Source organism: Mycobacterium intracellulare ATCC 13950, assembly GCF_000277125.1.
Classification (GTDB): Bacteria; Actinomycetota; Actinomycetes; order Mycobacteriales; family Mycobacteriaceae; genus Mycobacterium; species Mycobacterium intracellulare.
In genome coordinates, this window is sequence record NC_016946.1 from 1,052,769 (window position 1) to 1,072,324 (window position 19,556).

Here is a 19,556-nt window from a genome sequence, read left to right on the forward strand (position 1 = left end):
GTCATGTGCGCCGGTCCTCTATCGATTGCGGCGCAGCCATTTCCACGATCACGGTCAGCCCGCCTCCCGGAGTGTCGGTGGCCGTTATGGTCCCGCCCATCGCCTCGACGAAGCCCCGCGCCACCGACATCCCCAGACCGACGCCGGTGGTGTTGTCGTGATCGCCGAGCCGCTGAAACGCTTCGAAGATCTGCTCCTCGGCCCCGTGGGGTATTCCGGGCCCCTCGTCGATGACGTTGATCAGCACCCGATCGCCCACCCGCCCGGCGTTGACCCGGACCAGGCAGTGGGGCGCGTAGCGCAGCGCGTTGTCGATCAGGTTGGCCAGCACGCGCTCCAGCAGCCCGGCGTCGGCCATCACCATGGCGTCGCCCACGTCCACCTTGACGCGGTCGATGGCGGACCGGAAATAGCCGGTGGCGCCCTTGCCGATGCTGACCAGCGCGCGTTGCACGGTTTCCTCGAGGTACACCCGGCTCAGCTCGGGGTGGATCACCCCGGCGGCCAGCCGCGAGGAATCGAGCAGGTTGCCGACCAGCGCGGTGAGTTGGTCGATGGACTCCTCGATCGTCGCCAGCAACTCCGCGGTGTCGGTGGCGGAGAAGGCGACGTCCTCGGCGCGCAGGCTGGACACCGCGACCTTGGCCGCCGCCAGCGGCGTGCGCAGGTCATGGCTGACCGCGGACAGCAGCGAGCGCCGCAGTTCGTCGGCCCGCACGACCGCCTCGGTTCGGCTGGCCTCCTCGGCGAGTTCCCGCTGCCTGATCAAACCGGCCGCCTGCCTGGCCACCGCGCTGAGCACCCGACGGTCCCGCGCCGAGAGCTTTCGGCCCGCCAGCAGCATCCAGAATTCGTCGTCACCGACCTCGATCGCGGTGTCCGCGGAATCGACGGTGACGCAGGGATCCCTGCCCACGCAGGCGACGACGTCGCTCGTGGTGCCGCCGCCGCGCGCTTCCTCGCCGGCCCCGCGCAACATCGCGACCGCGCGCTGGGCGTACGTCTCACGCACCCGTTCGAGCAGCGTTTCGAGGTCGGCGCCGCGCAGCACCGAACCCGCGAACAGGGTCAGCAGCTCGGCCTCCTGCGACGCGCGGCGGGCTTCCCGGGTGCGTTTGGCCGCGAAATCGACCAGCACCGCCACCGCGACCGCGATCAGCAGCAGCACCAATTCGGTGATGGCGCTGTTGGGTTCGGCGATGGTGAAGCTGTGCCGCGGGGCAATCAAAAAGTAGTTCAGCAGCAGCCCGGACAGCATCGCCGAAAGCGCCGCGGGCGCAACGCCTCCGAACAACCCGACCAGCAGCACCCCCACAAAGAACAAGGCGCTCTCGCCGCCGGTGTCCAGGTAGGGATCCAGCGCCGTGACGGTGATCGCGCAGATGATCGACGGCACGATGAGCGCCGCCAGCCACGACGTCACCCGCCGTTCGCGCGGCGCGAGCGAGGCCGTGCGAAATCCGCGCTTGGCCTCCTCGTGGGTGACCAGATGCACGTCGATCTTGCCGGACAGCTCGACGATCCTCGGGCCGATGCCCTCCTCGAACAGGCGCGCCCAGCGCGACCGCCGCGAGGTGCCGATCACCAGCTGCGTGGCGTTCATCTCGCGCGCGAACTCGAGTAGGGCCGTGGGCACGTCGTCGCCGACGACGGTGTGCAGCGAAGCGTCCAGGCTGCTCGCCAGCTCGCGGATCTTGGCCATCCGGGATTCCGACAGGCCGGCCAGGCCGTCGCCGCGGACGACGTGGACCACCATGAGCTCGGCGGTGGACTTCGACGCGATGCGGGACGCCCGTCGCACCAACGTCTCGGATTCGCGTCCACCGGTGACCGCGACGACAACCCGCTCGCGGGCCTCCCACATGTCGGTGATCTTGTTCTCGGCCCGGTATTTTGCCAGCGCCGTATCGACCTGGTCGGCGAGCCACAGCAGCGCCAGTTCCCTTAGCGCGGTGAGGTTTCCGCGACGGAAGTAGTTCGACAGCGCCGCATCGATGCGATCGGGAGCGTAGACATTGCCATGGGACAACCTGCGCCGCAACGCCTCTGGCGTGATATCGATGAGTTCGACCTGCGCGGCCTGCCGCACGATCAGGTCCGGGACGGTCTCCTTCTGCTCGATCCCGGTGATCTGGGCGACGACGTCGTTGAGGCTTTCCAGGTGCTGCACGTTGACCGTGGAGATCACCGTGATCCCGGCGTCGAGCAACTCCTCGACGTCCTGCCATCGCTTGGGGTTCTTGCTGCCCGGCGCGTTGGTGTGCGCGAGTTCGTCGACGAGGACGACCTGCGGGCGGCGCGCCAGCACGGCCGGCACGTCGAGCTCGGGGAAGCGGCCGCCGCGATACTCGATATAGCGCGGCGGAATGATCTCGATGCCCTCAAGCAGCTCAGCGGTTTTCGCACGCCCGTGGGTTTCCACCACGCCCGCCACCAGATCGGTGCCACGCTCCAGCCGCCGATGCGCCTCACCCAGCATCGAATACGTCTTACCCACACCCGGAGCGGCACCGAGGTAGATGCGTAGCTCCCCCCGCCTGGGTTGGCGGCCGTGGAGGTTGACGTCACTCACGCCAACCATCATCCCCCTTGCCGCTAACTCGTGACGGGATACCGGTGGTCGAGTTGCAGGTTGAGTTGCAGCACATCGACGCACGGCTCACCGAAAAACCCCAGCGCGCGGCCGCTCCGGTTCTGCGCCACCACCGCACGGATCTGATCCGGGCTGACACTGCGGGCGTGGGCGACCCGTGCCACTTGGATGTCGGCGTAGGCCGTCGAGATGTTCGGATCGAGGCCGCTGCCGCTGGCGGTGACCGCGTCGGCCGGCACGGCCGGGCTGGCGGGCGCGGCGCCGCGGACGGGTACGGTCTGTCCGATCGAGTAGTCCTCTGCGGTTTGGGCGCATTCGACGCGCACCCCCTGGTAGAGGCTGAGGAACGGCGCCGGCGTCGAGCCGCACGGCTCGTTGACGCTGATAACCCGGGTCGGGTGGACGACGTTTCCACGCGCGTCGCGCGGGCCGATCACCGACAGCACCGCGCCCACGCCGCCGCCGGTGCAGAACGGCCGCGACCCGTCGACACCTTCCAGCCTGCCCACCGCGGCACTGCGCGCACACACCTGCGTCAGCAGGCTCGGCTTGCCGGGCGCGTCGACGATGCTTTCCGGCCCCAGGTTGCTGCCGCCCGACGAGGTCGGGTCGTAGCCGGCGCCCGCCGCCGAGGGTCGGCTCTGGAAGTATTGCGGCAACGGGTTGCCGCCGGAGTCGGTGAAGGACTGGCCGATCAACCTGCTGCCCACCGGCTTACCGTCCGCGGTGAGGATCGACCCCTCGGCGTGCTCCCGCAATCCCGGAAGCTGCGCGACGGCCCAGACGAATAGGGGATAGGCCAGACCGGTGATCGCGGTCAGCACCAGCAGCGCACGCAGTGCCGCCCAGTGCAGGCGGACGAAATTCGTCATATCAGGACATCCCCGGGATGAATTGGACGATCAGGTCGATCGCCTTGATTCCGGCGAACGGGGCGACGATGCCGCCCAGACCGTAGACATACAGGTTGCGGCTCAACAGTTTTGACGCGCTGCTCGGCGTGTACCGCACACCGCGCAGCGAGAGCGGGATCAGCAACACGATGACGATCGCGTTGAAGACGACCGCGGACAGGATCGCCGATTGCGGGCTGTGCAGCCGCATCACGTTGATCAGGTCCAGGCCGGGGAACAGCGCGACGAACATCGCCGGGATGATCGCGAAGTACTTCGCGATGTCGTTGGCGATCGAAAAAGTCGTCAGCGCCCCGCGGGTGATCAGCAGCTGCTTGCCGATCTCCACGATCTCGATGAGCTTGGTGGGATCGGAGTCGAGGTCGACCATGTTGCCGGCCTCTTTGGCGGCCGACGTGCCGGTGTTCATCGCCACACCCACGTCGGCCTGCGCCAACGCGGGCGCGTCGTTGGTGCCGTCGCCGGTCATCGCCACCAGTTTGCCGCCGGCCTGCTCGCGCTTGATCAACGCGAGCTTGTCCTCCGGGGTGGCCTCGGCCAGGAAGTCGTCGACACCGGCCTCGTCGGCAATCGCCTTGGCCGTCAACGGGTTATCGCCGGTGATCATCACCGTCCGGATGCCCATCCGGCGCATCTCGTCGAACCGATCCCGCATGCCCTGCTTGACGACGTCTTTGAGGTGGATGACACCGAGCACCCTCGCGTGCCCGTCGACGCTTTCCCCGACCACCAGCGGCGTGCCGCCACCGGCGGAGACGCCGTCGACGATCTCGCCGAGCTGCGCGGGGACGTTGCCCCCTTGGCCGCGCACCCATTCCGCGACCGAGCTGGCCGCGCCCTTGCGCAGCAGGTGCGCGTCGAGGTCGACGCCCGACATCCGTGTGGTGGCTGAGAAGGCGACCCAGTGGGCCTGTGACAGCTCGCCCGGTGTGCGGGCACGCAATCCGAAGTGCTCCTTGGCGAACACGACAACCGAACGGCCCTCGGGTGTTTCGTCGGCGAGGCTGGACAATTGCGCGGCGTCGGCCAATTGTTCGGGCGACACTCCGTCGAGAGGGATGAAGGCGGCGGCCTGCCGGTTGCCCAGTGTGATGGTGCCCGTCTTGTCCAGCAGCAGGGTGTTGACGTCGCCGGCGGCCTCCACCGCCCGCCCGGACATGGCGAGCACGTTGCGCTGCACCAGCCGGTCCATGCCGGCGATGCCGATGGCCGACAGCAGCGCGCCGATGGTGGTCGGGATCAGGCACACCAGCAGCGACACCATCACGATCCCGGTCACGCCGCCGGCGTCCAGCGCCTGGCTATCCGGGACGCCGGGGTTGTTCGCCTTGGAGTAGATGGCCAGCGGCTGCAAGGTCACGACGGCGAAGACGAAGATGATCGTCAACGCGGCCAGCAGGATGTTCAGCGCGATCTCGTTCGGGGTCTTCTGCCGGTTGGCGCCCTCGACGAGCGCGATCATCCGGTCGATGAAGCTCTCACCGGGCTTCTGGGTGATCTTGACGACGATCCGGTCGCTGAGCACAGTGGTGCCGCCGGTGACCGCCGATCGGTCGCCGCCGGACTCCCGGATCACCGGCGCCGACTCGCCCGTGATGGCCGATTCGTCCACGGAGGCAATGCCTTCCACCACGTCACCGTCGCCGGGGATCGCCTGGCCGGCCTCGACCACGACGATGTCGCCCTGTCGCAGTTGCGCCGCGGCGACCGCTTCCTCGACCGCGGCGCCCCCCGGTACCCAGTCCTTGAGCCGGCGGGCGACGGTTTGCGTTTTGGCTCGGCGCAGCGTTTCGGCCTGGGCCTTGCCCCGGCCCTCGGCAACCGCTTCGGCGAGATTGGCGAACAGCACGGTCAGCCACAACCAGATCACGGCCAGCCAGGCGAACCAGCTCGGCGCGGCGACCGCCAGGACGGTGCTCCAGGCGGCGCCGATTTCGACGATGAACATCACCGGGTTGCGCCACAGGGTGCGGGGGTTGAGTTTTCGCAGCGCGTCCGGGGTCGAGCGCCACAGCATCCTCGGGTCGAGCAGGCCACCCTGCACCCGTTTTCTGCCGGTGGACGCCGCCGGTCGCGTCTGCTCGGCCGGCTGGATCGCGGTGGCGGTCATCAGTGAATCCCTTCGGCCAGGGGCCCGAGCGCGAGCATGGGCAAGAACGTCAGGGCAACGACGATCAACGTGACGCCCGCGACCATGCCCACGAACTGCGGCCGGTGCGTGGGCAAGGTGCCCGCCGAGGCCGGTGTGCTGCCTTGCCGGGCCAGCGATCCGGCCAGCGCCAGCACGAGCACGATGGGCAGGAACCGGCCGATGGCCATGGCCAGGCCGAGAGCGGTGTTGTACCAGTCGGTGTTGGCGCTCAGGCCGGCGAAGGCGGACCCGTTGTTGTTGGCCGCCGAGGTGAACGCGTAGAGGATCTCGGAGAGTCCGTGCGGTCCGCTGTTGAGCATGCCGGCGCGTTGGCCGGGCAACGCCATCGCGATCGCGGTGCCGGTCAGCACGATCAGCGGAGTGACCAGGAAATAGCTTGCGGCGAGCTTGATCTCGCGCGGGGTGATCTTCTTGCCGAGGTATTCCGGGGTCCGTCCGACCATCAGGCCGGCGACGAACACGGTGATCACCGCCAGCACCAGGATGCCGTACAGGCCGGAGCCGGTGCCGCCGGGCGCGACCTCACCCAGCTGCATGTTGAACATCGTGATCATGCCGCCCAGGCTGGTCAGCGAGTCGTGCGCGGAATCGACCGCGCCGGTGGACGTGAGGGTCGTCGCGGCGGCGAACACCCCCGAGTCGGCGACGCCGAAGCGCTGCTCGACCCCCTCCGTCGCCGCGCCGACGGCCGTCGGCACCGTGCCGTGGTGCTGCGTCTGGAACCACAGCATGAAGGTGGTGCTGATCATGTACAGCGTCGCCATCACGGCCGCAATCGCGAAGCCCTGCTTGGTGTTACCCACCATGCGCCCGAACGTGCGGGGCAGTGAGAACCCGATCACCAGGATGAGGAAGATCTCCAGCCAGTTGGTCCAGCCGGTCGGATTCTCAAACGGGTGCGCGGAATTCGCGTTGTAGAAGCCGCCGCCGTTGGTGCCGAGTTCCTTGATGACCTCCTGGCTGGCCACCGGCCCGCCGGTGATCGTCTGCTGGGCGCCGCCGACGGTGGTGACCACCTGGTCGTGCAGGTGGAAGTTCTGGATCGCCCCACCGGCGATCAGCAGGATCGCGCTGACGATGGCGACGGGCAACAGGATCCGCAGCGTCCCGCGCACCAGGTCGACCCAGAAGTTGCCGAGCTCGCCGGTGCGGGTGCGGGCGAACCCGCGCACCAGCGCCACGGCGACCGCCATCCCGACGGCGGCGGACACGAAGTTCTGCACCGCCAGGCCGGCCATCTGCACGAGATGTCCCTGTGTCGTCTCGCCGGAGTAGGCCTGCCAGTTGGTGTTCGTGACAAAGCTGACCGCGGTGTTCCACGCCAGCGAGGGCGTCAGCCTGGTGGCCGGATCATGCAGGTGCAGCGGCAACTTGCCCTGGACGAGTTGGAAGACGAACAAGAACAGAATGCTGATCGACGAGAACGCCAGCACGCTTCGGGCATAGGCCCCCCAGGTCTGTTCCGAGCGCGCGTCGACGCCGATCAGCCGATAGACCATCCGCTCGACAGAAGAATCCTTCTCCGCGGCGTACACGCGAAACATGTAGTCCCCGAAGGGCACGTGGACAACCGCCACCGCCGCGACGAGGACAACGAGGAAAACGATCCCGGCCGTTGTCGTGCTCACTCAGAACCTCTCGGGGAACAGCAGGGCGCTACCCACGTAGAGCGCAACGAGGACGGAAAGCACCAAACCGACCGCGTTTTGGTAGTTCATAGCCGCTCGACCAGCTTCTGAGCCACGCCGAGTGCGGCGAACACCGCCACGGTCAGCACGACGTACACCGCCACGCCCATCTCGTCTCCGTTCCGCGCCAATCACGCGCATACGCAAGGGACTCCGAGTAGCCCCACCGTCGCGCGACAGCCGCGGGCCAACGTCCGATTGAAACTAACCGGGTGGCGTGCGGTGAGGGTGTGTGGTTGACGGTTTCCTAACGGGGCTACCGTGCACCTTTACGGTTTATTAACGCCCCGTGGCGGCCCGTCGATCAGGGGGAGCCGTACCCGGAAAACCGTCTCGTCCTCCGTGGATTCGACGGTGACCGAACCATGATGGGCCTTGACGATCGAACTGACGATCGGCAGGCCCAGTCCGTGGCCCGAGCCGTCGGATCTCGATTTGTCTGCGCGGACGAACCTTTCGAACAGCCTGGGCAGTAGCTCTTCGTCGATGCCGGGCCCGTCGTCGGTGACGGTCAATTCCACGAACGGCGGTTCGGGACCGTCACGGTGGCAGGTGATTCCGGTCGTCACCGTCACCCCGGGCGGTGTGTGCACCCGGGCGTTGCCCAGCAGGTTGCTGACCAACTGGTGCAGCCGGGCGTGGTCGCCCCGCACCCAGACCGGATGGTCGGGCAGGTCTTTGACCCAGTGGTGGGTCAGCGCAGCCACCGTCGCGTCATTGACCGCGTTGTTGGCCACCGCGGCCAGGTCGACGTCCTCGGACTGCAGATCTTGCCCTTCGCCCAGCCGGGAAAGCAGCAGCAACTCGTCGACGAGCAACGCCATCCGCCGGGCCTCGGACTCGATGCGGGCCAGCGCGTATTCGGTGGTCGGCGGCAGCTCCGAACTGTCCTGGCGAGTGAGTTCGGCGTAGCCCTGAATCGCCGCCAAAGGTGTGCGCAGTTCGTGGCTGGCGTCGCTGATGAATTGCCGCATCCGCAAATCGGATTCGACCCGATGCGCCAGCGCGCCATCGACGTTGTCCAGCAAGCGGTTCAGCGTGTGGCCGACGATCCCGACCTCGTTTTGCGGGTCGGTGTCCTGCGGTTGTACCCGGATGCTGATGCGGTGGTCGTCGTCGGCGAGCGGCATGGCGGCGACGTTGGCCGCGATCGCGCCGAGCCGGCGCAGCGGACGAAGCGTGTACCCGACGACCCACCCGGTCAGAGCCGCGGTAAGGGCCAGCGCCCCGGCGGTCAGCGCGATCGTGGTGATCTGCTTGCGCGCGATGATCCGGTCGGCGAGGTTCTGCGACATCCCGACCACGAGCACGTCGGAGCCGTCCACGGTGCTGTCGAGGCGATAAGACCCGAGCCTGCCCAGTATTTCGGTCCGGGGTGGGCCGCCGGACCACGTCTGCCCTTCCAGCGCGCTGATGACGTCGGCCGGCGCGGGTTTCGGTTCGCCCTCGGAGAAGACCGCCGACCCGATCACCACGCCGTTGCGCAGCACGGCGATCAGGTTGCCCGGCGTCTGTCCGGTGAATTCCAGCATCGCCTGTCCGATCGGCGGCGTGCCCGGATGCGTCGAAGTGTGTTCGCCGTTGCGGTATTTCGTGTACTGGTGGCTGAACGCGTCGAGGGACTCGGCGATGTCGGCGTCGCTCATGGCGTTGACATAGCCGCGCAGGCTGAGCACGGAAACGATGCCGACGGTCACCAGCACCACGCTGACCACGGCCAGCACGCCCAACAGGAGCTGGCGGCGCAGCGACGAGGGAAACCACCGGGGAAAGATCCCGGATGTCGCGGCCTTGTCTTCGGTCATTCCGCCGGCCGCAGCATGTACCCCACGCCGCGGACCGTGTGAATCATCGGCTCCCGGCCGGAGTCGATCTTTTTCCTCAAGTACGAGATGTAGAGATCCACGATGCTGGTGCGCCCCGCGAAGTCGTAGTTCCACACCCGGTCCAGGATCTCGGTGCGGCTCAGCGCGCGCCGCGGGTTGCGCATGAGGAAGCGCAGCAACTCGAACTCGGTGGAGGAAAGCGACACCGCGGTGTCACCGCGGGTGACTTCCCGGCTGGCGGTGTCGACCCGCAGGTCGCCGACGATGAGGGTTTCGGCCGTCGGCGTGGGCGGCTGGCCGGAGCGGCGGAGCAACCCGCGCAGCCTAGCGACCAATTCCTCCAGGCTGAACGGTTTGGTCATGTAGTCGTCGGCGCCCGCGGTCAGGCCGGTCACCCGGTCCATGACCGAGTCGCGCGCGGTCAGGAAAAGCGTCGGGGTGTAGACGTCGGATTGGCGCACCCGCTCGAGGATCCGCAACCCGTCGACGTCGGGAAGCATGATGTCGAGGACGAGCACGTCGGGGTTGACCCTCTCGAACTTGGCCATGGCCTCACGCCCGTTGTGGGCGATGTCGACCACCCAGCCCTCGTAGTGCAGGGCCATCTTCACCAGATTGGTCAGCGCCGGCTCGTCGTCGACCAGCAAAACCCTGATCGGTGAGCCATCGGCACGGTTGATCCGCGGCAGCTGCCCCAGGATGGCTTGGCGGGGCCGCTGCGAGCCTGAGTATCCGGCCGTTGCGGTCATATTCCTTCAATTCTGGCCGGTCACACACCGGATTGTCACGGAGTTCATAGAATTCTCAAATGTATGCGCGTCTCCCGACGCTTTCGAAAGGCGCTGTGCCTTGAGGCGTTACGGGCATTCGTCTTCCAAAACGACGGCGCCCGAGCGGGTTTCGTCGAGTGGACTGGAGATGCAAAACGGGGCCGCACACCGGTCGGTGCGCGGCCCCGTTTTCAAGAGACGAGGCGTCAGGCCCAGCTGGACCCGACGGCGCTGTCGGTGCTGGCCATGTTGTTGCCCGCGGACTGAACCTTCTGTCCGTGGGAGTTGGCCTGCTCGTAGATCACCTGGAAGTTGCGACCCAACTGGGTGATGAACTCCTGGCACGCGACCGAACCGGCACCGCCCCAAAAGTCGCCGGCAGCAAGCACATCGCGAATGATGGCCTGGTGCTCGGCCTCCAAGGACGCGGCCTGGGCGCGGATCAGGGCACCGTGGGCGTCTACGTCGCCGAACTGGTAGTTAATGCTCATTACATGGCTCCTTAAAAGTGTTGGGCAGCAGCAGTTCTGGGCTAGCTGCTGAGGATCTGCTGCGAGGCCTGCTCTTGCTGCTCGTAGTTGTTCGCGTCGCGGATCAGCCCGTCACGCACCCCGTGGAGCATGTTGACGATGTTGCGGAAGGCCTGGTTGACCTGGCCCATGGTGTCATACGACGTCGCCTGCGCCTGGCCGCTCCAGCCCGCGCCCGCGATGTTCATCGACGACGCCCACATCTTGCGAGCCTCGTCCTCGACGGTCTGGGCGTGGACCTCGAAACGGCCCGCCATCGCCCGCATCTCGTGCGGGTCGGTCATAAAACGTGTTGCCATGTCGGCTGTCTCCTATCTTGATAGCTTCAGTCGGCCGAAGTCTTAACAATGGAAATTGATGCGGCGGTGGCCGCGGTTCAACTAGATTACGGCCTGCCGGTTAATTGTTCGCCTTAAACGGGCGACATGTACCCCCTTGATTCCCGTATCAGCGTCCCTCCTCAGACGACAACCTGCTTGGGCATGACGATCGGCTTGAAGCCGTACCGGGGTCCGGTGCCGTAGGCGCCGGCGCCCTTGGCCGCCGCCGCCATGCCCGGCATGCCGGGCATCGCGGTGACGCCCTCCGCTTCGGCCGCGGCCGTCCAGCCCGAGCCCTCGAGCGGAGCGGTGGCCGACGCCAACGACGACGCCGGGGCGGCCGCGTTCCAGCCGGCCGGCACCGAGAGACGGCCCACGGTGGAGGCCTCGCCCAGCGCCGCCGATGCGCCCGCGCCCGACACCGAGCCCACCGTCGTGCCGGGCGTGATGGCGGCCGCGCCCGCCGCCGGCGCGACGGAGTCGGCCAGCGAGAACGGAATCGACGGCACCGATCCCAGCGTGTGCCCCAGCGACACCGCGTTCGGGATCGTGGCACACACCCACCACGCCGCGGTGTTGACGGCGCCGTTGGTGGCGTTCAGGAACGACGGGGTGCCCATCAAGTTGTCGATGGACTGCAGCAGGCCGCCACTGCTCGTTGGCGACGTGATGAGCGACGACAGGTCCAGGCCGGCCGCCTGCGACGTACTGTTCGCCGCGTCGAAGGCGACCGCGCCGTTGTCCACGGCCGCGGCTCGCGCCGGGTCGGTGGTCGACGTCAGCGGCGTCACCGGGGTGAGGACCCCGGCCGCCGCCGAGGAGGCCTGATAGGCGGCCATCATGGTGGCGTCTTGTACCCACATCTCGGCGTATTGCGCTTCGGTCGCGGCGATCGCGGCCGAATTGACGCCGAGGAAGTTCGTCGCGACGAGTGTGGCCAGCAACGTGCGATTGGCCGCGATCACCGGCGGGGGCACCGTCGCGGCGAACGCCGCCTCGTAGGCAGCCGCCGACGCGGTGGCCTGCGCGCTCGCCTGCTCGAGGGTGGTCGCCGTCTCCGTCAGGTAGGACACGATGGGCTGGGCGGCGGCCGCCGCCGCGGCCGACCCACCGCCGGTCCACTGTTCGGTGGTCAAAAGCGAGATGATCGACTCCCACTGCGTGGCGGTGGCGCTCACCTCGGCGGCCAGGTTGGCGTACGCCGTCGCGGCGGCCATGAGCGGAGCCGAGCCCGCACCCGCGTACATGAGCGAGGAGGTGATCTCCGGGGGCATCGCTGAAAAGTCAAGAACCATCTGGGTTTCCCGCTCCTTGTCTGTTCGGATTCGATGTCTGACGAGTGGCCGTGATCGCCTAGACGGCCGCCGGTTTCGGCATGACGATCGGCTTGACGCCGTAGCGCGGCGCGCCGAAGCCGGCGCTGTTGCGCCCCATCGCACCCACCCCGGGCATGCCGGGCACCACCGTGCCGGCACCGGTCTGCGGCGCGGCGGCGGTCCAGCCGACGGTCTGCAGCGGCGCGGCGCTCGAGCCGGCCACCGGGGTGGAACCGGCCCAGCTCGGCGGCACCGAGAGCTTGTTGACCATGGTCGCCTGGCCCATCGCGGCGGCGGGCATCGCGCCCACGCCCGCCACGCCGCTCACCCCGGCGCCGGCCGGCGTGGTCGAGGTGGCCAGGTCCGCCGCGGCGGCCGCACCGGCGGCGTCACCGGACGTGTCCAGCAGGCCGCCACCGGCGAGGCCGAGGAGGTTCGACGTGGCCGACGCCCAGTTTCCGAAGCCGATGTTTCCGATGTTGGCGCCGTTGCTCGACAGGCCGAACATGCCGCCGAGGCCGCCGCTGGACTGGCCGTTGAAGCCGAGGAGCCAGGCAAGGATGTCGATCGGGTTGGAACCCGTGGCAGCGCCGGTGCCGGAATCCGCGGCGTCCAACGCTTGGATGGCGGCCTGGCTGGCGTTGACGGCCTCGGTGTCGCCGTAGCTGTTGGAGCTGATGCCCAGGGTCTGCGAGTACTTCTCCAGCTGCGCCTGCGCCTCGGCGGCGATCGCCTGGTACTGGGTGCCGTACGCCGAGAAGATCGCCGCCTGCTGGGCCGACACCGGGTCGGCGGCGGCGGGCGCGATGACGGTCGTCGCCGACGCGGCGCCCGTGTTTTGCGCCGCCAGGTTGCTGTTGATTCCGGACAGCAACGTCTCCGCGGCTAGCATTTCCTCGGTCTGTGTTGTCAGAAACGACATCTGTTGCTCCTATGCTGAACGAGCCGACCCCCGGTGTGGATCGCTGTGTGTTCACGTAACGGCCGCTGTGCGTTGGCGTAACGCTAGCGAGCCACAACTCCACATTCCCCACCCAATGAGCTGGGGTTACAGTCGTTTACGGCTTCTTAACGACAAGGGCGGCAGTTTTAACAAGACCTTGTCGGACGACATCGGGACGTCATCTGATCGCGGGCGCGGACAGGGAGAAATCGCGCGCGGCGCGCGGATCCTAATCGATGGACACGGCCCCCGCACGTTGGACGTCTGGCAAATACCGGCCGGGATGCGATGCCCCGTGTTCGGGTTTCACGCGCTAGATTCGCCGCCGGGCCCCCATAGCCCAATTGGCAGAGGCAGCGGACTTAAAATCCGTCAAGTGTCGGTTCGAGTCCGACTGGGGGCACCAGTGTTTTAGCAGCTAGAGATGTTTTCTGGTTGTTGGTGAGGCGTTCACCGACCGCGTCGGCTCACGGTGTGACAGCGGCAGGACAGCGGTATGGCAGAGGGGGACCCTCCTTCCTGCCGATTCGAACTGTAGTTCGATTGTTGTCGGTGGACGGGCGTAGATTGCCAGATATGACCAACGACCCACGGTGCCGAATGACTACCGGGAAGGTGAACGACTCCTACACTGACGGCATGATGGAGGCCGGAAGCCCGACCAAGAATTCAATTCCTGCGAGCGCCATCGCTGGCGCCATCGCCGCTCGGTGGAACGAGCAAGCGTCCTCTAGCGTCGAGATGTTGGCCCCGACCTTTGTCTATGTGCATCAACACCGGCTCTTGGAGGCCGTTTTTGATAACGCCAACGAGGCGGAAGCGGCGCTGGGGGTGCTCCGCAAGGTCCGGAAGACGGGCGTAAGTGTGGCCGCAATTCTTCCGCTGAGTGAGTTAGGCCGCGCTCACGATGCCCTCTGGGGCACGGGTCTGACCTTGCACGGCTGGGTCGAGCATGGCGATGGGACCGTTCGGTTCACAGGACCCGAGGTCGCCTAGGTGCCACCACCGTTAAGCCTCCAGAACGTCATCGCGTTCATCTGGGACTTCGACAAGACGCTAACGCCGTCATATATGCAAAAGCCACTCTTTGAGCGCTACGGAGTGGACGAAGGCACGTTCTGGCGCGAGGTCAATGGTCTGCAAGATTTCTACGGAGAATTCGACCTTAAAGTCTCGAAAGACACTGCCTATCTTGAACATACGCTGCAATACGTGCGTGACGGCAAGTTTCACGACTTAACCAATCCATTGCTTGTAGAGCTTGGCGCCGAAGTGCCGTTGAACCCCGGCATGCCGGATTTCATGCAGCGCTCCAAGGATGTCATCGCGAGCAATCCACGGTACTGCGGTCACGGAATCACAGTGGAGCACTACGTCGTATCGACCGGATTCCGGAAGATGATCGAGGGCAACCCCATTCGTGAGCACCTGGATGGTGTGTATGCGTGTGAACTCCTGCCTGCCCCTGCCGATCTATCCGGCGGCCCAAGCACTTTCGACCCCAACGGTCTGCTCGCACAGATCGGCTATACCATCGACAACACAACCAAAACTCGCGCAGTGTTTGAGATCAACAAAGGTGTGAACAAGCTTCCCGGCGTCGAAGTGAATGCCTCCATTCCTGAAGAAGACCGGCGAGTTCCGTTCGCGAACATGGTGTACATCGCAGACGGGCCTAGCGATATCCCCGTCTTCTCGGTTGTCCGTAAACACGGCGGTCAAACGCTGGCCGTTCACACGGGCGTCAACTACAGGGAAGTTCAGATCCTGCAGGAAACCGGTCGCGTGAACCACACGGCGCGGGCCGACTACAGCGAGGGTAGCGACGCTGACCTCTGGCTGATGCTCGCCCTCGACAAGATTGCAGACAGAATCTCCAATCAGCGCGAGCAGAACATCGCCAGCATCGTCAACGCGCCTGGCCACGTCACATAGCTGCACGTCGCAGAGCGGTCACCTTGGGGGACTCAATGACGCCCCGTCCAACCTTTGGTGCAGTGAATTCATCCTCATTGATGTAGTCCGCGTAGGTGGTTGGCGTCAGCACGAACGTGGAGTGTCCCAACCACTTCGACACCTGCATGTAGTGCTCGCCAGCGCTGAGGTTCATTGTGGCGAAGGTATGGCGAAGGTCATGAAAGCGAACATTACCGAGCTCAAGAGCTCGGCAGGCCGGCTGCAGATAGTGCTCGTACAGGTTTCCGGCGTGGATCGGGTTAGCCCAATCGAACACATAGCGATTGCGCCGCCCGGGAAACAGGGGAGCGTGCGGTACGTGCTTGTTCCCTGCCGCGTTGGTGGCCGAAAACGGGTGAACCGTAGCCAGGTATTGCCGTAGCTCATCCGCCAGCCACGGCGCCAGCGGCACTACGCGATCCGTCGACGCCTCGCTCTTGGGAGTGCCGTAGTTCCAGCCCCGGCCTTTACGCTTGGCGGTACGAACAATACGGATGCTTCCAACCGTGGCGGGGAGGGTGGACAAAACCACGTCCTGCAGCTGCAAACCCTGTAGCTCGCTGGCTCTAACTCCGGTATGGGCGGCAAACAGGACCGCCAGCGCGTACACCGGGTTGCCGCGTTTCTGGCTGCCGTTGCGCTCGATCCAATCCACCACCGAGGCTACTTGGTTGGCCGTCAGCGGCCGGTGTTTGAATGGCTTACGGCCGTTGCCGCTGGCCTGGCGTTTGGTGGTGTGCCGCCTACCGGCGACCACGGGGTTGCTCGGTATGGCCTGATCGTCTACGGCCACATCAAGAATCCGCTTCAAGGTGCCGACAATGTGCTTGACCGTCTTAGGGCTACGGGTGACAAGGCAGGGGCGGGGAGTGGTTGTGGGTTTAGCTCTGCCGTGCCGCCGCTGATGCGGTGCTAGCAGCTGCGCGCGGAATCTTGTCACGTCCGCGGTCGTGATGGCAGCTACAGGCTTGCTACCGAATACCGGCCCGATGTGAGCTCGGAAAATCTTCTCGTAGTCCTCGATCGTGTTCGGATCGATGGCGCCCGCAAGACCGTCAAAATACTGCCGGGCATACGTGCCCAGCGGCATATTGGCCTTCGCTTTTGCACTGCTCGGATCAATGCCTTTGGCACCGGCCAGACCGGTCTCCACTTCCAGCAGACGGGTCTTAGCTGCCTTCTCGGTATCGAAGGTTTCGGTACGCTGCACCGTCTTGCCGGGCACGATTGCGCCGAACTCGTCTCGCACCGGCTCCCGCCAGCACACAACGTAGCTTTTGACCTGCCTGCCTTTGGCTCTGGCCTTAGTGTCGCGAACGCGTATGTAAGCCATTACCGAATCTCCTTCGGAGATGAGGTTTCTTCGTCACCTTCGTTACCGTCGCCGTCCTCATCGTCAATTGGCGGCGGCGGGCCGTAGCCCTTGCAGGTGATCTCGCCGTCGTGCTGTGCTTCGGCCGGACTTGGCACAGTGATGTCGTGCGGGTTGTCGTCCTGATGGCGTTCCCGGTTCATGCGGACACCTGGCTAACGGTGGCGCTGGCGTAGATCCGGCGCACTGTGGACGGTTGCCATGCCGGATTGCCTAACGGCGATAGGACTTTCTCTGCCGTGAGCGCGGAAGCGATAGCGTCGTAAGTGCAGCCGGCATCGCGGTCTTGCACAATGCGCCGCACCACCGAGGGCGATGCAACTCTTGGCCTTCCGATACGCTCGCCTCTGCGCTTCTTCGCGGCCAAAGCGGCCTTCGTACGCTCGCTGATCAATTCACGTTCGTACTGCGCGAAATTGACAAGGTTCATGGCCATCATCCGTCCCGCTGCTGTAGTGAGGTCTACGCCAAGGTCCAGGATCACCAGCGACCAGCCCTGCGCTTGCGCTGCTTCTATGATGTTGGCTGCGTTGACGATTGATCGGCTCAAGCGGTCCAGCTTTGCGACCACCAAACCGTCGGCTTGGCCAGAAGCCAGCAGTTGCAACACTTCCGTAAGCTTTGGGCCGATGGTCTTTCCGGAGACGCCTTCGTCTGCGAAGTGCTCTACGGTCCAGCTGCGCCGTGTGGCCTCACTGTCGATAGTTTCGCGTTGTGCTTCTAGGCCGTTACGCCTGTCGGCCTGTTCGTCTGTGCTTACCCGCGTGTAGCCAAACATCAACGGCTGCATCACTTCTCGTGTGTCTGACTTAGTCGGCATCTCGTGTGTTCCTTCCGGTTGGGGCGTAACCGTCCGGTTGCGCCTTACGCCCTACTTTTTAGCCGACCGGTACAAGCAGCGCTACAATGCCTGAACTGGGCAAACATGGTCTCCCACGGCTGCCTCGTCCTAAGGCCGCCTGTACCGCTTGTGCGGACTCTCCAGTGCTAGTTGCTCGTCGAACACGCCATGTTGACGGTTTGCTTCGTTGGCCAGGCGGATAGCGGCCTCGCCGGTGATATGGCGCTCGCGCGGCTGCTGGCGCTTCTCGCGGTCGAACTCGCGCGGCCTAGCCTGTCGTAGCGGCTCGCTATCCGAAGACGGCTCGCAGTTCTCTTCAGCTACGGACTGCAGGCCTGAGTACCCCGTATCGCCGTAGGCAGGTGCGGGGGAGGCTACCTGGCCGGCTGAACCGTCGTAAACCAGTGGCTCACTAGGATTACCGCCGATAGAGTCGAACACTGTCTCGTAAGGCTTAGCTTCGCCCTGTGCTAGTACAACTTCCGCCGGAGGCTTAAGGCCTGCACGGTCCAAACTGTTTTGGATGGCCTTCAGCTGCACATCGGGCGGCTTGGTGTCGTCAAAGGCGAACTCAATCAGCTTTCCCATCAAGCGGTTTGAGGCGTTCTCGACACGGATGCGTGCAGCCTCCTTGACCCGCTTGGTCGCTCCGCCATGAGTCCGGCAAACCGTGCTTCCGTAAATCGCGAACTTGCGGCACCGTTCTCCACGGCTATTCGTTGCAACGCAACGTCTTTCCGGATTGTCTGCGAGCAGCGTGTCTTGCCGATTAGGCAGTTCGATGGCCTCAGAGTTTGATGCGTCTGCTGGAATTACTGCCGGAAGGTTATCGCTGTCTTCGATTTCCTCTGCTTCTACGTCGATGATCTCATTTGCGTCGCTCATTCGCGCCTCCAATGTTGCTGTCCTGCTGGCATTTCCGCAGGTCGCATCCGGCCCATCGGTCACCCAGGGAATTGATATCTAGTGTTGTCTAGTGGTAACTAGTGACATCTATGCAGGTCAGGGCTAGATACCACTAGATGCCATTGTTTTCGGGAGGTTAGGGCGAGTGGCATCTAGGCTGGTCAGAGCGTTTCACCAGGTCGCCGCGGCGCGCCGTACGGACACATGCAGATTCAGAATTCGACATCGTCCGGCTCTTTCACCCTTTGCAGGCCGGGCGGCAATTCCCACGTCCAGTGCGAGATCGCGCCGTCATCCCCGTAATGGGAAATCTTGATGACCGCGAGATCTTTTGACGCACTTTGCACTGTGCCCTTGCCCGCGCCGGTGGCTTGCTGGACTTTCTCAATCACTTCGTCAGAGCGCATGGGACCGGCCGAGAGAAGTTGCTTGAGAGCCTGTTTCGCGGCGTCTCGCATCGGCGCTGTCTTGCGGGCATCGGCCACCTTGGCACCGTCAGCGCCGACCAATTGGTCTGCTGTCAAATCAACGGTGCCGCGCCATGCGACAACCGGTACTTCTTCGTTGTCAGGCGAGCTTTCAAGTGAGTAGCCGATAGAGGCTGGGCCTTTGGACAGATTGCCGATTGCCCGTGCCAGCGCGTACTTTGCGCCTTCTTCGGACTCTCGGACTAACGGTGCAGCCGAGATCACCGAGCGCACCAGCGCCGAGTACGCCACACTGCCGCCCCCGCGATGCTTGGCGCTCATGCCAGCGGCCTTATTGAAGTGCCGAACCAACAAGATGGCACATCTTGTCTCGCGGGCCAGCTCCACCAGGTGCATAAGCACGCGACGAATCGATGTATCCACGCCGTGCTTGACGTTTTCGGGCATGCAGGCCGAGATGGGATCAATGACTACGAGTTTGGCATCGGTCTCTGTGATGCCCTGCCGCAGCCAAGCAATGTCGTCGGGAATGGTGAACGGCCTTGCGTCACCCCACTCGTCGACCGGCCTATTGAGCGTCGCGATCCTCTCCAGGTCCGCCCCGGCAGCGATCAATCGCGGCACGATGGTGTCGTCTTCGTCGTCTTCGATGCCCACAAGGATCACATCGGCAGGATCCGCTATGGAGTCAACACGCTTGGCCCCAACGACCGTGGTAGGCCATGGCTTTCCCTGCGACACAATAGCGGCCATTGCAAGGGTGACCGTGGACTTGCCAACATCGGAGTCGCCCTCCAGGATCGACACCTTTCCGAGGGGTATCCAGCCATACCAAAGCCATTTGACGGCAGTAGGTTTAACGCCGCTCAGCCGGCGGATCGCGCTTCCGCTCTCACCGCTGGTATCGACCCGCTCGTCGGCTACAATGTCTGACATTTCACCTCCGAACGAGACCGCCCGTTGTCCGTCAAAGCAATTGGGCGGTCTCGTTTTTTACTCGA

The 19,556-nt window shown here is 65.1% G+C and carries 18 protein-coding genes and 1 tRNA gene; 3 read left to right on the top strand and 16 right to left on the bottom strand.

All coding sequences use genetic code 11. The features are described from left to right. Position 1: 1 nt before the first annotated feature. From OCU_RS30200 to OCU_RS30250, 11 genes are all read right to left on the bottom strand, one after another. Positions 2 to 2,584: a sensor histidine kinase gene (locus OCU_RS30200; protein WP_029384562.1), complete on the bottom strand. Its 2,583-nt coding sequence runs from the start codon at positions 2,582 to 2,584 to the stop codon at positions 2 to 4. Positions 2,585 to 2,595: 11 nt separating this feature from the next. Next, positions 2,596 to 3,465, bottom strand: coding sequence for a potassium-transporting ATPase subunit C (locus OCU_RS30205; protein ID WP_014379344.1), 870 nt, complete (start codon positions 3,463 to 3,465; stop codon positions 2,596 to 2,598). A 1-nt stretch (position 3,466) separates the two neighbouring features. After that, complete coding sequence (gene kdpB, locus OCU_RS30210) at positions 3,467 to 5,617, bottom strand: potassium-transporting ATPase subunit KdpB (RefSeq protein WP_014379345.1); 2,151 nt, start codon at positions 5,615 to 5,617, stop codon at positions 3,467 to 3,469. Continuing rightward, positions 5,617 to 7,287, bottom strand: a complete 1,671-nt coding sequence (gene kdpA, locus OCU_RS30215; RefSeq protein WP_014379346.1) for a potassium-transporting ATPase subunit KdpA — start codon at positions 7,285 to 7,287, stop codon at positions 5,617 to 5,619. The genes kdpB and kdpA overlap by 1 nt, the downstream gene beginning before the upstream one ends. An 86-nt stretch (positions 7,288 to 7,373) precedes the next feature. After that, positions 7,374 to 7,457, bottom strand: coding sequence for a hypothetical protein (locus tag OCU_RS50970; RefSeq protein WP_008254247.1), 84 nt, complete (start codon positions 7,455 to 7,457; stop codon positions 7,374 to 7,376). Positions 7,458 to 7,616: 159 nt separating this feature from the next. Continuing rightward, positions 7,617 to 9,152, bottom strand: coding sequence for a sensor histidine kinase (locus OCU_RS30225; protein WP_014379347.1), 1,536 nt, complete (start codon positions 9,150 to 9,152; stop codon positions 7,617 to 7,619). Next, positions 9,149 to 9,922 carry a response regulator transcription factor gene (locus OCU_RS30230; protein WP_009954125.1) on the bottom strand — a complete coding sequence of 258 codons (774 nt, stop codon included), beginning with the start codon at positions 9,920 to 9,922 and terminating at the stop codon, positions 9,149 to 9,151. Before OCU_RS30230 ends, OCU_RS30225 begins: the two co-directional genes overlap by 4 nt. 227 nt (positions 9,923 to 10,149) lie before the next feature. Continuing rightward, complete coding sequence (locus OCU_RS30235) at positions 10,150 to 10,434, bottom strand: WXG100 family type VII secretion target (RefSeq protein ID WP_008254256.1); 285 nt, start codon at positions 10,432 to 10,434, stop codon at positions 10,150 to 10,152. 41 nt (positions 10,435 to 10,475) lie between these two features. Beyond that, the gene (locus OCU_RS30240) at positions 10,476 to 10,772 is read right to left on the bottom strand and encodes a WXG100 family type VII secretion target (protein ID WP_003874404.1); all 297 of its coding nucleotides are present in this window, start codon (positions 10,770 to 10,772) and stop codon (positions 10,476 to 10,478) included. Positions 10,773 to 10,933: 161 nt separating this feature from the next. Further along, positions 10,934 to 12,088 carry a PPE family protein gene (locus OCU_RS30245; RefSeq protein WP_014379349.1) on the bottom strand — a complete coding sequence of 385 codons (1,155 nt, stop codon included), beginning with the start codon at positions 12,086 to 12,088 and terminating at the stop codon, positions 10,934 to 10,936. A 58-nt stretch (positions 12,089 to 12,146) separates the two neighbouring features. Beyond that, positions 12,147 to 13,031 carry a PPE family protein, SVP subgroup gene (locus tag OCU_RS30250; RefSeq protein WP_014379350.1) on the bottom strand — a complete coding sequence of 295 codons (885 nt, stop codon included), beginning with the start codon at positions 13,029 to 13,031 and terminating at the stop codon, positions 12,147 to 12,149. Positions 13,032 to 13,381: 350 nt separating this feature from the next. Here OCU_RS30250 and OCU_RS30255 point away from each other — a divergent pair. From OCU_RS30255 to OCU_RS30265, 3 genes are all read left to right on the top strand, one after another. Then, positions 13,382 to 13,458 (top strand) — tRNA-Leu (locus tag OCU_RS30255). A 170-nt stretch (positions 13,459 to 13,628) separates the two neighbouring features. Continuing rightward, positions 13,629 to 14,048, top strand: a complete 420-nt coding sequence (locus OCU_RS30260) for a hypothetical protein (RefSeq protein ID WP_142305253.1) — start codon at positions 13,629 to 13,631, stop codon at positions 14,046 to 14,048. Beyond that, positions 14,049 to 14,987, top strand: coding sequence for an HAD family hydrolase (locus OCU_RS30265; RefSeq protein ID WP_014379351.1), 939 nt, complete (start codon positions 14,049 to 14,051; stop codon positions 14,985 to 14,987). Here the strand turns inward: OCU_RS30265 and OCU_RS30270 are convergent. The 5 genes from OCU_RS30270 to OCU_RS30285 form a co-directional block, all read right to left on the bottom strand. Further along, complete coding sequence (locus OCU_RS30270) at positions 14,980 to 16,341, bottom strand: tyrosine-type recombinase/integrase (protein WP_041787033.1); 1,362 nt, start codon at positions 16,339 to 16,341, stop codon at positions 14,980 to 14,982. The genes OCU_RS30265 and OCU_RS30270 overlap by 8 nt on opposite strands. After that, the gene (locus tag OCU_RS30275; protein ID WP_014379353.1) at positions 16,341 to 16,523 is read right to left on the bottom strand and encodes a hypothetical protein; all 183 of its coding nucleotides are present in this window, start codon (positions 16,521 to 16,523) and stop codon (positions 16,341 to 16,343) included. Before OCU_RS30275 ends, OCU_RS30270 begins: the two co-directional genes overlap by 1 nt. Beyond that, positions 16,520 to 17,170 (bottom strand): recombinase family protein, encoded by a 651-nt coding sequence (locus tag OCU_RS30280; protein WP_080587918.1) that lies wholly within the window; start codon positions 17,168 to 17,170, stop codon positions 16,520 to 16,522. The genes OCU_RS30275 and OCU_RS30280 overlap by 4 nt, the downstream gene beginning before the upstream one ends. 159 nt (positions 17,171 to 17,329) lie before the next feature. Beyond that, positions 17,330 to 18,106, bottom strand: a complete 777-nt coding sequence (locus OCU_RS50180) for a hypothetical protein (protein ID WP_014379355.1) — start codon at positions 18,104 to 18,106, stop codon at positions 17,330 to 17,332. 233 nt (positions 18,107 to 18,339) lie between these two features. Then, positions 18,340 to 19,491, bottom strand: a complete 1,152-nt coding sequence (locus OCU_RS30285; RefSeq protein WP_052315296.1) for an AAA family ATPase — start codon at positions 19,489 to 19,491, stop codon at positions 18,340 to 18,342. Positions 19,492 to 19,556 lie beyond the last annotated feature (65 nt).

Coding starts and splice junctions, on each gene's coding strand:
- OCU_RS30200 (WP_029384562.1), bottom strand. CDS start 2,584: ATGATGGTTGGCGTGAGTGACGTCAACCTCCACGGCCGCCAACCCAGG.
- OCU_RS30205 (WP_014379344.1), bottom strand. CDS start 3,465: ATGACGAATTTCGTCCGCCTGCACTGGGCGGCACTGCGTGCGCTGCTG.
- kdpB (WP_014379345.1), bottom strand. CDS start 5,617: ATGACCGCCACCGCGATCCAGCCGGCCGAGCAGACGCGACCGGCGGCG.
- OCU_RS50970 (WP_008254247.1), bottom strand. CDS start 7,457: ATGGGCGTGGCGGTGTACGTCGTGCTGACCGTGGCGGTGTTCGCCGCA.
- OCU_RS30225 (WP_014379347.1), bottom strand. CDS start 9,152: ATGACCGAAGACAAGGCCGCGACATCCGGGATCTTTCCCCGGTGGTTT.
- OCU_RS30230 (WP_009954125.1), bottom strand. CDS start 9,922: ATGACCGCAACGGCCGGATACTCAGGCTCGCAGCGGCCCCGCCAAGCC.
- OCU_RS30235 (WP_008254256.1), bottom strand. CDS start 10,434: ATGAGCATTAACTACCAGTTCGGCGACGTAGACGCCCACGGTGCCCTG.
- OCU_RS30240 (WP_003874404.1), bottom strand. CDS start 10,772: ATGGCAACACGTTTTATGACCGACCCGCACGAGATGCGGGCGATGGCG.
- OCU_RS30245 (WP_014379349.1), bottom strand. CDS start 12,088: ATGGTTCTTGACTTTTCAGCGATGCCCCCGGAGATCACCTCCTCGCTC.
- OCU_RS30250 (WP_014379350.1), bottom strand. CDS start 13,031: ATGTCGTTTCTGACAACACAGACCGAGGAAATGCTAGCCGCGGAGACG.
- OCU_RS30260 (WP_142305253.1), top strand. CDS start 13,629: ATGACCAACGACCCACGGTGCCGAATGACTACCGGGAAGGTGAACGAC.
- OCU_RS30270 (WP_041787033.1), bottom strand. CDS start 16,341: ATGGCTTACATACGCGTTCGCGACACTAAGGCCAGAGCCAAAGGCAGG.
- OCU_RS30275 (WP_014379353.1), bottom strand. CDS start 16,523: ATGAACCGGGAACGCCATCAGGACGACAACCCGCACGACATCACTGTG.
- OCU_RS30280 (WP_080587918.1), bottom strand. CDS start 17,170: ATGCAGCCGTTGATGTTTGGCTACACGCGGGTAAGCACAGACGAACAG.
- OCU_RS50180 (WP_014379355.1), bottom strand. CDS start 18,106: ATGAGCGACGCAAATGAGATCATCGACGTAGAAGCAGAGGAAATCGAA.
- OCU_RS30285 (WP_052315296.1), bottom strand. CDS start 19,491: ATGTCAGACATTGTAGCCGACGAGCGGGTCGATACCAGCGGTGAGAGC.